9 protein-coding genes, 2 tRNA genes, 3 rRNA genes and 1 pseudogene are annotated in these 14,497 nt (G+C 51.6%); 8 read left to right on the forward strand and 7 right to left on the reverse strand.

Annotated features, from left to right (window positions below; translation table 11 throughout):
- Positions 1 to 12: 12 nt before the first annotated feature.
- From tsaA to metN, 5 genes are all read right to left on the reverse strand, one after another.
- Entirely contained in the window at positions 13 to 720 is a 708-nt protein-coding gene (tsaA, locus tag ACE15A_RS05245; RefSeq protein ID WP_053508715.1) for a tRNA (N6-threonylcarbamoyladenosine(37)-N6)-methyltransferase TrmO, read from the reverse strand.
- The gene (gene rcsF / locus ACE15A_RS05250) at positions 717 to 1,121 is read right to left on the reverse strand and encodes an Rcs stress response system protein RcsF (RefSeq protein ID WP_001202315.1); all 405 of its coding nucleotides are present in this window, start codon (positions 1,119 to 1,121) and stop codon (positions 717 to 719) included. Before rcsF ends, tsaA begins: the two co-directional genes overlap by 4 nt.
- Positions 1,122 to 1,239: 118 nt before the next feature.
- Positions 1,240 to 2,055: a methionine ABC transporter substrate-binding lipoprotein MetQ gene (gene metQ, locus ACE15A_RS05255; RefSeq protein WP_000874218.1), complete on the reverse strand. Its 816-nt coding sequence runs from the start codon at positions 2,053 to 2,055 to the stop codon at positions 1,240 to 1,242.
- Positions 2,056 to 2,093: 38 nt separating this feature from the next.
- Complete coding sequence (locus ACE15A_RS05260; protein WP_001287482.1) at positions 2,094 to 2,747, reverse strand: methionine ABC transporter permease MetI; 654 nt, start codon at positions 2,745 to 2,747, stop codon at positions 2,094 to 2,096.
- On the reverse strand, positions 2,740 to 3,771 hold the full coding sequence (gene metN / locus ACE15A_RS05265; protein ID WP_053508712.1) for a methionine ABC transporter ATP-binding protein MetN: 1,032 nt from the start codon (positions 3,769 to 3,771) through the stop codon (positions 2,740 to 2,742). Before metN ends, ACE15A_RS05260 begins: the two co-directional genes overlap by 8 nt.
- A gap of 189 nt (positions 3,772 to 3,960) precedes the next feature.
- Here metN and gmhB point away from each other — a divergent pair, with 189 nt between their 5' ends.
- From gmhB to ACE15A_RS05305, 8 genes and pseudogenes are all read left to right on the forward strand, one after another.
- On the forward strand, positions 3,961 to 4,527 hold the full coding sequence (gmhB, locus tag ACE15A_RS05270) for a D-glycero-beta-D-manno-heptose 1,7-bisphosphate 7-phosphatase (protein WP_001140156.1): 567 nt from the start codon (positions 3,961 to 3,963) through the stop codon (positions 4,525 to 4,527).
- Between the two features lie 366 nt (positions 4,528 to 4,893).
- Positions 4,894 to 6,435, forward strand: a 16S ribosomal RNA gene (locus ACE15A_RS05275).
- A 69-nt stretch (positions 6,436 to 6,504) separates the two neighbouring features.
- Positions 6,505 to 6,581 (forward strand) — tRNA-Ile (locus ACE15A_RS05280).
- A 111-nt stretch (positions 6,582 to 6,692) separates the two neighbouring features.
- Positions 6,693 to 6,768: transfer RNA gene (locus tag ACE15A_RS05285), tRNA-Ala, on the forward strand.
- Positions 6,769 to 7,077: 309 nt separating this feature from the next.
- Positions 7,078 to 10,165 (forward strand): 23S ribosomal RNA (locus ACE15A_RS05290).
- Between the two features lie 195 nt (positions 10,166 to 10,360).
- Positions 10,361 to 10,476: ribosomal RNA gene (gene rrf, locus ACE15A_RS05295) — 5S ribosomal RNA — on the forward strand.
- Together the 16S, 23S and 5S rRNA genes with 2 tRNA genes alongside form the textbook arrangement of a ribosomal RNA operon.
- A gap of 382 nt (positions 10,477 to 10,858) precedes the next feature.
- Complete coding sequence (locus ACE15A_RS05300) at positions 10,859 to 11,314, forward strand: DUF4385 domain-containing protein (RefSeq protein ID WP_053510824.1); 456 nt, start codon at positions 10,859 to 10,861, stop codon at positions 11,312 to 11,314.
- Between the two features lie 103 nt (positions 11,315 to 11,417).
- A pseudogene (locus ACE15A_RS05305) lies at positions 11,418 to 12,719 on the forward strand (MFS transporter).
- Here ACE15A_RS05305 and ACE15A_RS05310 read toward each other — a convergent pair.
- Positions 12,716 to 13,039 carry a YfiM family lipoprotein gene (locus ACE15A_RS05310; RefSeq protein ID WP_023246026.1) on the reverse strand — a complete coding sequence of 108 codons (324 nt, stop codon included), beginning with the start codon at positions 13,037 to 13,039 and terminating at the stop codon, positions 12,716 to 12,718. The pseudogene ACE15A_RS05305 and the gene ACE15A_RS05310 sit on opposite strands and share 4 nt — an antisense overlap.
- A 44-nt stretch (positions 13,040 to 13,083) precedes the next feature.
- Positions 13,084 to 14,439, reverse strand: a complete 1,356-nt coding sequence (gene pssA, locus ACE15A_RS05315; protein ID WP_053510820.1) for a CDP-diacylglycerol--serine O-phosphatidyltransferase — start codon at positions 14,437 to 14,439, stop codon at positions 13,084 to 13,086.
- Between the last annotated feature and the right edge of the window lie 58 nt (positions 14,440 to 14,497).

Here is a 14,497-nt window from a genome sequence, read left to right on the forward strand (position 1 = left end):
AAGGGCGTGAAATTACCGTGGTTCCAGCGCAAACACTTCAAATCCAGTGTTAACCACACGCCAGCGCACGTTAAAATCATGCAGCCAGACAGCATAGGTTTTGCCCGTTTCTTCACCCTTACGATAAGCCGGGCGAGGATCTTGCGCCAGCACATCGCAAATAAACGTCCGTAGCTGCGGATAACGGCTTTCCAGCGTCGTGAGCTGTTGAACCACCTCAGCGGTAAAACTCACGGGCATTTCAGCCATCGGCGCCTGTTGCGCATAGCTGGCGACGGCGTCCGGTAAGGCTTCGGCAAACGGTAAATACGGTTTGATATCCACCACCGGCGTGCCATCCACCAGATCCAGGCTGTCTAATTTCAGAATTACGCTCTCTTTCCGGCACTCGATACCTTTTAGCGCAACGAGCGACATGCCAATCGGATTGGGGCGGAACGTGGAGCGCGTGGCAAAAACGCCCATTCTGGCGTTACCGCCAAGACGGGGCGGACGAACTGTTGGCCGCCAGCCGCCGTCCATCGTCTGATGAAAAACGAAAAGCACCCACAAATGGCTGAAGGCTTCCAGCCCGCGAACGGCATCGGCCTGGTTGTAAGGCGCTATCAGATGCAGTTCGCCGCAGGCGCTTTTGACCAGACCGGGCTGGCGCGGAACGGCGAATTTTTCTTTATAGGGGGAGCGAATAACGCCGATTTGTTCAAACTGAAAGCTGCTCATTTCGCCGAAATATTCAGGGCAGACCCGATACAAACCGCCTGACGGTAGCAGCCTGGCGTGCCGCTGGTAATTTCACAGCTATGCAGCAGGACGGCGTTGGCTTTCATTTTAGATGCATTAATCTGCATACGCTTGCGCGCAGTTGGAATGTTAGGCGGAGAGTCTTGATTTGTCGCCTGACAGGATTCGCCGCTAACCTCGCCAAGATCGCGGAAAGGTTTGCCGACTAAGTCTTCAGCATTGGTGTAAATCCTGACGGGAGCGGCACGCGGCGCTTTAGGTTTCTCCGGCTCCGCTTTTGGCGGGGTTGCGGTGCTTTGAACGGGTTCAACAGGGGATCTGCTTAGCATGGAACAACCGCCCAGCATGAGTGCCAATAAACAGATCGGTAAAGCACGCATAATATTTCCTCAATGAATGTTCTAATTGCCAGATATTGAATCAGGAGCTTGCATAAATGACAAGACGGGCAATAGCCCGTCCTGAATAATATTACAGATTGTGGAATCAGCCTAAAACTTACCAGCCTTTCACCGCTCCACCATTAAAAACTTTATTTGCGGCTTCGTATACTTCATCAGACTGGTAAGCCTGAACGAATTTTTTCACATTCTCGGCGTCTTTATTGTCTTCACGCGTCACGATCAGGTTAACGTACGGAGAGTCTTTATCTTCAACGAAGATACCGTCTTTCGCTGGCGTCAGGCCAATCTGGCTGGCGTATGTCGTATTGATGACCGCTAACGCGATCTGCGCGTCATCCAGCGAACGCGGCAACTGCGGCGCTTCCAGCTCAACAATTTTCAGATTTTTCGGGTTTTCCACAATATCCAGCGAGGTAGGAAGCAGACCGACGCCGTCTTTCAGTTTAATCAGCCCCACTTTTTGCAGCAGCAGCAGGGAGCGACCAAGGTTGGTCGGGTCGTTAGGCACAGCGACCTGGGAACCGTCCTGGAGCTCATCCAGTGATTTGATTTTTTTGGAATATCCTGCAATGGGATAGACAAAAGTCTTACCTACAGAAACCAGTTTGTAGCCGCGATCTTTGATTTGCTGATCCAGATACGGTTTGTGCTGGAAGGCGTTGGCATCGATATCCCCTTTGCTCAGCGCTTCATTAGGCAGAACATAATCATTAAAGGTCACCAATTCCACGTCCAGACCGTATTTTTCTTTCGCGACTTTCTGCGCCACTTCGGCAACTTGCTGCTCTGCGCCAACGATTACGCCGACTTTAATATGATTCGGATCTTTTTCATCCTGACCGCAACCCGCAAGTGCCAGAGAACCAATCAGAGCACCCACTGCCGCAAAGGTTTTGAATTTGAACGCCATGCTTATTTCCTTAATGAGTATTTGTGTTGTGTTTAACGTTATTTATGCGTGACAGCCCTGACGATGCGATCGCCGGATAACTGAATTAAATAAACCAGAACGACGAGTAATACCAGCACCGTATTCATCACGGTAGCATTGTATCCAATATAACCGTACTGATAGCCGATTTGACCGAGGCCGCCTGCGCCGACTGCGCCGCCCATTGCGGAGTAACCGACCAGGGTAATCAGCGTAATGGTTGCCGCATTCACCAGACCAGGCAGAGCTTCCGGTAAAAGGATTTTACGTACAATTTGCAATGGTGTGGCGCCCATCGCTCGCGAGGCTTCAATCAGTCCGGCAGGGATCTCTAACAGCGCATTTTCCACCATACGGGCGATAAAAGGCGCGGCACCGACGGTCAGCGGTACAATCGCGGCCTGCAAACCGATGGAGGTACCGACAATTATCCGGGTAAAAGGAATCATCCACACCAGCAGGATGATAAAGGGAATCGAGCGGAAAATATTGACCACCGCAGAAAGGGCGCGATACAGCCTGGCGTTCTCCATAATCTGCCCCGGGCGCGTAACATACAGCAATACGCCGACCGGCAGGCCAATCACAAAACCGAAGAAACCGGAGACAAAGGTCATCGCCAGCGTTTCCCAGACGCCACGAACCAGTAACCACATCATTGCCTCAGACATAACCCAGTACCTCTACTTTCACATGGTGATCCTGCAGCCAGGCAATTGCGGCTTGCGTTTCTTCTTGTGTGCCGTGCATTTCCGTTAGCATAATGCCGAACTTCACACCGCCGGCGTAATCCATCTGCGCGCTGATAATATTATTGTTCACGTTGAAACGTCGCGCGGTTTCGGAAAGCAACGGGGCGTCAACAGACTGCCCGGTGAATTCCATGCGCAGCATCGGCACGCTGTCAGTTTCCGGCGACGCTTTCAAGCGCGCCTGGTAATCCTCTGGAATGTCCAGGTGCAGAGTGGACTGAATAAACTTCTGTGCCAGCGGCGTTTTAGGATGCGAGAAGACTTCGCTGACCGTATCCTGCTCAATAAGCTCGCCATTACTGATGACGGCAACGCAGTCGCAGATACGTTTCACGACATCCATTTCATGAGTGATAAGCAGAATCGTCAATCCCAGGCGACGGTTGATATCTTTCAGCAATTCCAGAATCGAACGGGTGGTCGCGGGATCAAGCGCGCTGGTGGCTTCATCGCACAGCAACACTTTTGGATTACTGGCTAACGCGCGGGCAATCGCGACACGCTGTTTCTGACCGCCGGAAAGATTTGCCGGATAGCTGTCGTGCTTGTCGCCAAGACCGACTAAATCCAGCAGTTCTGTTACACGGCGTTTGATCTCTTCCTTTGGTGTGTTATCCAGTTCCAGCGGCAGCGCGACGTTGCCAAACACGGTTCGTGAGGCCAGCAGATTAAAGTGCTGAAAAATCATGCCAATCTGGCGACGGGCTTTGGTGAGTTCCGCTTCAGAAAGGGTGGTCAGTTCCTGGCCGCCCACCATTACGCTTCCTTCAGTGGGACGCTCAAGTAAGTTTACGCAGCGAATGAGCGTACTTTTACCGGCGCCGGATGCGCCGATGACGCCGTAAATTTGTCCGGCAGGGACATGCAGGCTGACATTGTTCAGCGCCTGAATGGTGCGAGTCCCTTGATGGAACACTTTGGTAATATTCGAAAGTTTAATCATTGATTCTTTATTATCGTAATGAAATTAGCGGAGGCATTTTCGTCTGCCTAATACGGTCAACGCCGTCAACAGAATGGATGTTAAGGCATCCAGACGTCTAAATCAATCAGGCTTTATACGATGAGCACTTTCTTGCCTGCTGAAACATGCGATACTAGCGTCACTTGCTTTACTCAGGAGCTATAAAAGGTGGCAAAGTCTGTACCCGCAATTTTTCTCGACCGTGACGGCACTATTAATGTGGATCACGGCTACGTACATGAAATCGATGCGTTTGAGTTTATAGATGGTGTTATTGACGCGATGCGCGAGCTAAAAAAAATGGGCTATGCGCTTGTGGTAGTGACGAACCAGTCCGGAATCGCGCGCGGCAAATTCACTGAGGCGCAGTTTGAAACCTTAACCGAATGGATGGACTGGTCGTTGGCGGATCGCGATGTCGATTTGGACGGCATCTATTATTGTCCTCACCATCCGCAGGGCAGTATAGAAGAGTTCCGCCAGGTATGTGATTGCCGCAAGCCGCATCCAGGAATGCTTATCTCGGCGCGTGATTTCCTGCATATCGATATGGCGGCTTCTTATATGGTGGGAGACAAGCTGGAAGATATGCAGGCGGCTGCGGCGGCAAATGTCGGGACAAAAGTGCTGGTGCGTACGGGCAAACCGATCACGGCAGAAGCAGAAAACGCGGCGGACTGGGTGTTAAACAGCCTTGCCGACCTGCCATCGGCGATAAAAAAGCAGCAAAAATAAGCGTTATGGATAAAAGATGAGCGGTTAAAACAAAAATGCATTTTTCCGCTTGTCTTCCTGAATCGACTCCCTATAATGCGCCTCCATCGACACGGCGGATGTGAATCACTTCACACAAACAACCGGTCGGTTGAAGAGAAAAATCCTGACATTCAGGGTTGACTCTGAAAGAGGAAAGCGTAATATACGCCACCTCGCGACGGTGAGCTGAAAGCCGCGTCGCACCTGCTCTTTAACAATTTATCAGACAATCTGTGTGGGCACTCGAAGATACGGATTCTTAACGTCCACGGACGAAAAATGAATACCAAGTCTCTGAGTGAACACGTAATTCATTACGAAGTTTAATTCACGAGCATCAAACTTAAATTGAAGAGTTTGATCATGGCTCAGATTGAACGCTGGCGGCAGGCCTAACACATGCAAGTCGAACGGTAACAGGAAGCAGCTTGCTGCTTTGCTGACGAGTGGCGGACGGGTGAGTAATGTCTGGGAAACTGCCTGATGGAGGGGGATAACTACTGGAAACGGTGGCTAATACCGCATAACGTCGCAAGACCAAAGAGGGGGACCTTCGGGCCTCTTGCCATCAGATGTGCCCAGATGGGATTAGCTTGTTGGTGAGGTAACGGCTCACCAAGGCGACGATCCCTAGCTGGTCTGAGAGGATGACCAGCCACACTGGAACTGAGACACGGTCCAGACTCCTACGGGAGGCAGCAGTGGGGAATATTGCACAATGGGCGCAAGCCTGATGCAGCCATGCCGCGTGTATGAAGAAGGCCTTCGGGTTGTAAAGTACTTTCAGCGGGGAGGAAGGTGTTGTGGTTAATAACCGCAGCAATTGACGTTACCCGCAGAAGAAGCACCGGCTAACTCCGTGCCAGCAGCCGCGGTAATACGGAGGGTGCAAGCGTTAATCGGAATTACTGGGCGTAAAGCGCACGCAGGCGGTCTGTCAAGTCGGATGTGAAATCCCCGGGCTCAACCTGGGAACTGCATTCGAAACTGGCAGGCTTGAGTCTTGTAGAGGGGGGTAGAATTCCAGGTGTAGCGGTGAAATGCGTAGAGATCTGGAGGAATACCGGTGGCGAAGGCGGCCCCCTGGACAAAGACTGACGCTCAGGTGCGAAAGCGTGGGGAGCAAACAGGATTAGATACCCTGGTAGTCCACGCCGTAAACGATGTCTACTTGGAGGCTGTGCCCTTGAGGCGTGGCTTCCGGAGCTAACGCGTTAAGTAGACCGCCTGGGGAGTACGGCCGCAAGGTTAAAACTCAAATGAATTGACGGGGGCCCGCACAAGCGGTGGAGCATGTGGTTTAATTCGATGCAACGCGAAGAACCTTACCTGGTCTTGACATCCACAGAAGTTTGCAGAGATGCGAATGTGCCTTCGGGAACTGTGAGACAGGTGCTGCATGGCTGTCGTCAGCTCGTGTTGTGAAATGTTGGGTTAAGTCCCGCAACGAGCGCAACCCTTATCCTTTGTTGCCAGCGATTAGGTCGGGAACTCAAAGGAGACTGCCAGTGATAAACTGGAGGAAGGTGGGGATGACGTCAAGTCATCATGGCCCTTACGACCAGGGCTACACACGTGCTACAATGGCGCATACAAAGAGAAGCGACCTCGCGAGAGCAAGCGGACCTCATAAAGTGCGTCGTAGTCCGGATTGGAGTCTGCAACTCGACTCCATGAAGTCGGAATCGCTAGTAATCGTGGATCAGAATGCCACGGTGAATACGTTCCCGGGCCTTGTACACACCGCCCGTCACACCATGGGAGTGGGTTGCAAAAGAAGTAGGTAGCTTAACCTTCGGGAGGGCGCTTACCACTTTGTGATTCATGACTGGGGTGAAGTCGTAACAAGGTAACCGTAGGGGAACCTGCGGTTGGATCACCTCCTTACCTGAAAGAAACGGTCTTTGCAGTGCTCACACAGATTGTCTGATGAAAAACGAGCAGTAAAACCTCTACAGGCTTGTAGCTCAGGTGGTTAGAGCGCACCCCTGATAAGGGTGAGGTCGGTGGTTCAAGTCCACTCAGGCCTACCAAATTTTCCCTGAATACTGCGTTGTGAAATAACTCACATACTGATGTATGCTTCGTTATTCCACGCCTTGTCTCAGGAAAAATTATCGGTAAAGAGGTTCTGACTACACGATGGGGCTATAGCTCAGCTGGGAGAGCGCCTGCTTTGCACGCAGGAGGTCTGCGGTTCGATCCCGCATAGCTCCACCATCTCGTGAGTGTATTACGAAAAAATACTTCAGAGTGTACCTGAAAGGGTTCACTGCGAAGTTTTGCTCTTTAAAAATCTGGATCAAGCTGAAAATTGAAACAAGAACAATTTCGATTGTTCATGAGTCTCTCAAATTTTCGCAATCATGAAGATGACCTGTAAAAGGTGAAGTGAGCGAAGTGAAGACAAGGCGTACCGCACGCAGCGAGCGCAGTGGACTTGATGTCCATGAGCATCGCGAGTACGGAACAACGCAGTATTCACAACGCGCAACAAACCGGACAGAACAAGACATCTTCGGGTTGTGAGGTTAAGCGACCAAGCGTACACGGTGGATGCCCTGGCAGTCAGAGGCGATGAAGGACGTGCTAATCTGCGAAAAGCGCCGGTAAGGTGATATGAACCGTTATAACCGGCGATGTCCGAATGGGGAAACCCAGTGTGACTCGTCACACTATCATTAACTGAATCCATAGGTTAATGAGGCGAACCGGGGGAACTGAAACATCTAAGTACCCCGAGGAAAAGAAATCAACCGAGATTCCCCCAGTAGCGGCGAGCGAACGGGGAGGAGCCCAGAGCCTGAATCAGCATGTGTGTTAGTGGAAGCGTCTGGAAAGGCGCGCGATACAGGGTGAGAGCCCCGTACACAAAAGCGCACATGCTGTGAGCTCGATGAGTAGGGCGGGACACGTGGTATCCTGTCTGAATATGGGGGGACCATCCTCCAAGGCTAAATACTCCTGACTGACCGATAGTGAACCAGTACCGTGAGGGAAAGGCGAAAAGAACCCCGGCGAGGGGAGTGAAACAGAACCTGAAACCGTGTACGTACAAGCAGTGGGAGCCCCACCACTAAGCCAGTGGTGAACTCCACATACGCATCCTTTGCGGAAGATGCGGTTAACGGAGCGAAAGCGACGTTCAACCTCAGAAGAAGCAGAGGGGGCTTAGTGGTGGGGTGACTGCGTACCTTTTGTATAATGGGTCAGCGACTTATATTCTGTAGCAAGGTTAACCGCATAGGGGAGCCGAAGGGAAACCGAGTCTTAATTGGGCGTTAAGTTGCAGGGTATAGACCCGAAACCCGGTGATCTAGCCATGGGCAGGTTGAAGGTTGGGTAACACTAACTGGAGGACCGAACCGACTAATGTTGAAAAATTAGCGGATGACCTGTGGCTGGGGGTGAAAGGCCAATCAAACCGGGAGATAGCTGGTTCTCCCCGAAAGCTATTTAGGTAGCGCCTCGTGAACTCATCTCCGGGGGTAGAGCACTGTTTCGGCTAGGGGGCCATCCCGGCTTACCAACCCGATGCAAACTGCGAATACCGGAGAATGTTATCACGGGAGACACACGGCGGGTGCTAACGTCCGTCGTGAAGAGGGAAACAACCCAGACCGCCAGCTAAGGTCCCAAAGTCATGGTTAAGTGGGAAACGATGTGGGAAGGCCCAGACAGCCAGGATGTTGGCTTAGAAGCAGCCATCATTTAAAGAAAGCGTAATAGCTCACTGGTCGAGTCGGCCTGCGCGGAAGATGTAACGGGGCTAAACCATGCACCGAAGCTGCGGCAGCGAACGTATCACTTAAAACGATTCAGAAGCTTACGATTGACGGAGCGAAGCGACGTCAAAGCGTATACAAAGTCGAGTCGGTTTAAGGATACGTTCGTTGGGTAGGGGAGCGTTCTGTAAGCCGTTGAAGGTGTCCTGTGAGGGGTGCTGGAGGTATCAGAAGTGCGAATGCTGACATAAGTAACGATAAAGCGGGTGAAAAGCCCGCTCGCCGGAAGACCAAGGGTTCCTGTCCAACGTTAATCGGGGCAGGGTGAGTCGACCCCTAAGGCGAGGCCGAAAGGCGTAGTCGATGGGAAACGGGTTAATATTCCCGTACTTGGTGTTACTGCGAAGGGGGGACGGAGAAGGCTATGTTGGCCGGGCGACGGTTGTCCCGGTTTAAGCGTGTAGGTGTGTGTTCCAGGTAAATCCGGTTCACTTTAACACTGAGGCGTGATGACGAGGCACCACGGTGCTGAAGCAACAAATGCCCTGCTTCCAGGAAAAGCCTCTAAGCATCAGGTAACATCAAATCGTACCCCAAACCGACACAGGTGGTCAGGTAGAGAATACCAAGGCGCTTGAGAGAACTCGGGTGAAGGAACTAGGCAAAATGGTGCCGTAACTTCGGGAGAAGGCACGCTGACACGTAGGTGAAGTGATTTACTCATGGAGCTGAAGTCAGTCGAAGATACCAGCTGGCTGCAACTGTTTATTAAAAACACAGCACTGTGCAAACACGAAAGTGGACGTATACGGTGTGACGCCTGCCCGGTGCCGGAAGGTTAATTGATGGGGTCAGCGCAAGCGAAGCTCCTGATCGAAGCCCCGGTAAACGGCGGCCGTAACTATAACGGTCCTAAGGTAGCGAAATTCCTTGTCGGGTAAGTTCCGACCTGCACGAATGGCGTAATGATGGCCAGGCTGTCTCCACCCGAGACTCAGTGAAATTGAACTCGCTGTGAAGATGCAGTGTACCCGCGGCAAGACGGAAAGACCCCGTGAACCTTTACTATAGCTTGACACTGAACATTGAGCCTTGATGTGTAGGATAGGTGGGAGGCTTTGAAGCGTGGACGCCAGTCTGCGTGGAGCCGACCTTGAAATACCACCCTTTAATGTTTGATGTTCTAACGTGGACCCGTAATCCGGGTTGCGGACAGTGTCTGGTGGGTAGTTTGACTGGGGCGGTCTCCTCCTAAAGAGTAACGGAGGAGCACGAAGGTTGGCTAATCCTGGTCGGACATCAGGAGGTTAGTGCAATGGCATAAGCCAGCTTGACTGCGAGCGTGACGGCGCGAGCAGGTGCGAAAGCAGGTCATAGTGATCCGGTGGTTCTGAATGGAAGGGCCATCGCTCAACGGATAAAAGGTACTCCGGGGATAACAGGCTGATACCGCCCAAGAGTTCATATCGACGGCGGTGTTTGGCACCTCGATGTCGGCTCATCACATCCTGGGGCTGAAGTAGGTCCCAAGGGTATGGCTGTTCGCCATTTAAAGTGGTACGCGAGCTGGGTTTAGAACGTCGTGAGACAGTTCGGTCCCTATCTGCCGTGGGCGCTGGAAGACTGAGGGGGGCTGCTCCTAGTACGAGAGGACCGGAGTGGACGCATCACTGGTGTTCGGGTTGTCATGCCAATGGCACTGCCCGGTAGCTAAATGCGGAAAAGATAAGTGCTGAAAGCATCTAAGCACGAAACTTGCCCCGAGATGAGTCTTCCCTGAGACTTTGAGTCTCCTGAAGGAACGTTAAAGACGATGACGTTGATAGGCCGGGTGTGTAAGCGCAGCGATGCGTTGAGCTAACCGGTACTAATGAACCGTGAGGCTTAACCTTACAACGCCGAAGCTGTTTTGGCGGATTGAGAGAATTTTCAGCTTAGATACCAGATTTTCGGGAACGAAAGATGTTACGCTGAGGCAAGGCGGCAAATGAAGGAAAGGAAGGAGCATACTGAAGTATGTGACTGACTTTGCGAATGCAGCCAACGCAGCATCGGTGTGAAAGATTCGTTTCCGGCAACAGAATTTGCCTGGCGGCCGTAGCGCGGTGGTCCCACCTGACCCCATGCCGAACTCAGAAGTGAAACGCCGTAGCGCCGATGGTAGTGTGGGGTCTCCCCATGCGAGAGTAGGGAACTGCCAGGCATCAAATAAAACGAAGGGCCCTGTCGCAAGACAGGGCCTTCTGTTTTATCTGCAGTCTGTCGGTGAGCGCTCTCCTGAGGAGGACAAATCCGCCGGGAGCGGATTTGCACGTTGCGCAGCAACGGCCCGGAGGGTGGCGGGCAGGACGCCCGCCATAAACTGCCAGGCATCAAACAGTGAAGAAGCCCATCCTGACGGATGGGCTTTTTTGCGTCTGTGGCCGGGTATGCACTGCCGGATGGCGGCTCCGCCTTATCCAGCCACAGGAATTATCCCGCCTACGAAGCTGGCGCTATTGTAGAACCGATAAGGGCAAAACCCACCCAACCGTTAACGATGAACTATCCTTTACACTTGCTTATATAAGCAGTGAGGATTTTCATTGGCTATCAAACCTTTTAACTACCAGCAAGACTTTTCCAGCATTGACTTCCGCCAGCAGCCTGAATTGTATCAGGTTGGACGAGGCGAGCAGGGGGGGCTACTGGTTGAACCCTACAAAAGCGAAATTCTTCCGTTCTGGCGCTATAAAGATGAAGCATCGGCGCTGAAATCCGCAGAACAGATCTACCAGTTGTTCGAAGCTTACCGGCAGCAGGATGATTTCGTTGGTATGGACATGGCGCGTAAATTTATTCAGATGGGATATACCCGCGCCAGGCGATACGCTAACTATAAAGGCGGTAAAAAGTATGCAGAAGACGGCAGCCTGAATACACGGGGTAATGATCCTATTAAGGCCGCGGCGGCAACGGTTTTCAAAGGTTGGTGGGATAAAATCCGTCAGGACGAAGACTATCTGAAACGAAAACGCCAGCATCAGGCACGGTGGGGATAGAAATTAGCAAACAAATAATTAACACTTTATTTACTTTTTTGTCTCGCGTAATCTGAATCTCCAAAATAAAAGGCCGATCAAGCCTGGCAACAAGGAGAACAGTATGGCAGAAATTATTCAGCGTATAGATAAAAACAACGCTGAGGCTCCGGAGATGCGGCGACGCATATGGGCTATCGTGGGGGCATCTTCCGGAAACTTAGTGGAATGGTTTGATTTCTACGTCTACTCTTTCTGCTCGCTCTATTTTGCACATATCTTCTTTCCTTCTGGTAATACCACCACTCAGCTTTTGCAAACGGCAGGTGTCTTTGCCGCAGGTTTTTTAATGCGACCTATCGGTGGTTGGCTATTTGGACGCATTGCCGATCGACGCGGGCGTAAAGCCTCAATGTTGATTTCGGTGTGCATGATGTGCATGGGGTCGCTGGTGATTGCCTGTTTACCCGGTTACGATACCATCGGCACCTGGGCGCCGGCGCTGCTACTTATTGCAAGGTTATTTCAGGGGCTCTCGGTAGGGGGGGAGTACGGGACCAGCGCGACATATATGAGTGAAGTTGCGCTTGAAGGTCGTAAGGGATTTTTCGCTTAATTTCAGTATGTTACGCTTATTGGTGGGCAACTATTGGCATTGCTGGTCGTTGTGATTTTGCAGCAGGTTCTGGAAGATGCTGAACTTCGTGCCTGGGGATGGCGTATTCCCTTTGCGCTGGGTGCCGTGCTGGCAGTTGTGGCGTTATGGCTACGTCGCCAGCTGGATGAAACCTCGAAGCATGAGACTCGCGCGTTAAAAGAAGCCGGTTCGTTGAAAGGTTTGTGGCGTAATCGCAAAGCCTTTTTGATGGTGCTTGGTTTCACCGCAGCAGGATCGCTGTGCTTTTACACCTTCACCACCTATATGCAGAAATATCTGGTAAATACAGCAGGTATGCATGCTAATGTCGCCAGCGGCATTATGACGGCCGCGCTGTGTGTTTTCATGTTGGTGCAGCCGTTATTCGGCGCGTTATCCGATAAGATAGGCAGGCGTACCTCTATGCTATGTTTTGGCGCGCTCGCGACTCTTTTCACCGTTCCAATTCTCTCCGCATTGCAGAATGTGACGTCGCCTTATGCCGCATTTGCTTTAGTGATGTGCGCGCTATTGATTGTGAGTTTCTATACCTCGATTAGCGGGATACTGAAAGCGGAGATGTTTCCGGCGCAAGTTCGCGCTCTGGGGGTCGGTTTATCTTATGCGGTAGCAAACGCGTTGTTTGGCGGATCTGCGGAATATGTCGCGCTGTCGCTAAAATCTGTGGGTATGGAGAGTTCGTTTTTCTGGTATGTTACCGCGATGGCCGCTCTGGCTTTCCTGGTCTCGCTGATGTTGCACTGTAAAGGAAAGGGCTTGCGCCTTTAGTACTGCGCCATTTGCCAGATAGCGTAACCGGTTGTCGCGCCAGCGACATCCCAGGCAAAATCTTTCCAGCTCCAGCCGCTTCCTTTCGGGCGGCTGTCCCAGAGTTCTTTTGAGGCTCCGAGACTCAAAGAAAACATCAGCCCTATCGCTGCGCTACGTTCGGGGCTTACTCCCTGGTGGCGCGCATACTCATTACCGGCTGCCGATAGCATTGCTGATGCCATAAAATGCTGGGCTTTATCCTGACCGCTCCAGCGGTCATTAGCCAGATGGCTGCACCCGGAGAGAAACAACACCGTAAAAGGAATCAACACGCGCACCAGTCCACTCCTAAGAGAAAACCCCGTACAGGACGGGGCTTCGATTACAGGATACGGCTAATTAATCTGTCGATGCGGATCCGGCGCAGGCGGCGAATCAATTTACGCACTTTTATCGGATAGTCGGCAATGCTCTGCAGGTCACGATAATGTTTTACGATGGTCGTGTGCGTTCGGATAAGTTCCAGCTCTTTTTCCCGCTGAGGGGTAAGTTCCTGCTTAGGATCGTGGATCAGAATGGCGTTTTCCAGATCCAGACGCCAGGCGCGGGGATTCAAATTGTTGCCGGTGAGTAGCATCCATTTATCATCTACCCACATCCCTTTCAGATGATAGGTATTGTCGTCATCTTTCCACAGACGCACCACAAGCTGATCGGTATTGACGTAATATTGTAAACGGCTCAGGAAGCGGCGCAGGTTAATCTCATAGAGATAGGGCAGCGCGCCAATGATCTTGAACGGTTCATCTTCCGGAATGTAAAAATCATTCGCGGTTTTATCGCCAACAATGATTTCGACTTTCTTTCCGTCGCGCAGTAGCTGGATAATATTCCGCACCAGTACCGCTGGTAGATTGAAGTAAGGGGTACAAATGGTGAGCTTATGCTCCGCACAGGGCATGAGATGGAAAATGGTTTTGTTCAGCAGACTGGATTTTCCAAGCCCGACCAGCGGCGTAACGGAGAGTTGCTCGTCATTAGCGTCACCCTGAAAATGATATGACGCATCACGTAGCTCCTGACGGTATAAGCGGATATCGTTTTTAATCTCCGGGCTTTTCGGACGCTGGGTATTATCCAGACGATTCACACCACGACCATTCATCAGATTTTGCGTAACCCAGTCAAACATGATGTCTGCCATTTGCCGATTACGAATGAGCTGGTAGCGATCATAGCGATATTTGTCATGCTGATGGAGATAGACATCGTTCAGACTGGCGCCGCTGTACAGGACGCTATCATCAATGATAAACCCTTTAAAATGCAGTACGCCAAGCGCTTCTCGCGTATTAATTGGTACGCCGTAAACCGGGACATCAATGCCGGGGTTTTCCTGCGCCAGCCGGCAATACCAGTCTGCATTGGTATTCGAGGCCGCTGCGCCAATGCGCCCACGCTGCGCGCGATGCCAGTCGACCAGCACCCGCACGTCCAGTTCAGGACGCTGCCGTTTAGCCGCATAGAGCGCGTCGAGTATACCTTTACCCCCATCGTCCTGTTCCAGATACAGGGCAACGATACAAATACGCTGCGTCGCGCTGGCGATTTTCTCCAGCAGTGTCTCCCGAAAAGTAGCAGGAGTATAAAAGAAATCTACATCATCAACTGGCTGAGAAATCTTAGGGAGTTGGGCAAGGTGTTGTTGATGTTTATTACGCTTAAATTTTGACAACATCACAGTGCATTTCTTCTCTGTTCATTGAAGGGTCCTCTGTGCTATGCAGACGACATAA

The organism is Salmonella sp. HY31, assembly GCF_042604575.1.
GTDB classification, from domain to species: Bacteria; Pseudomonadota; Gammaproteobacteria; order Enterobacterales; family Enterobacteriaceae; genus Salmonella; species Salmonella diarizonae.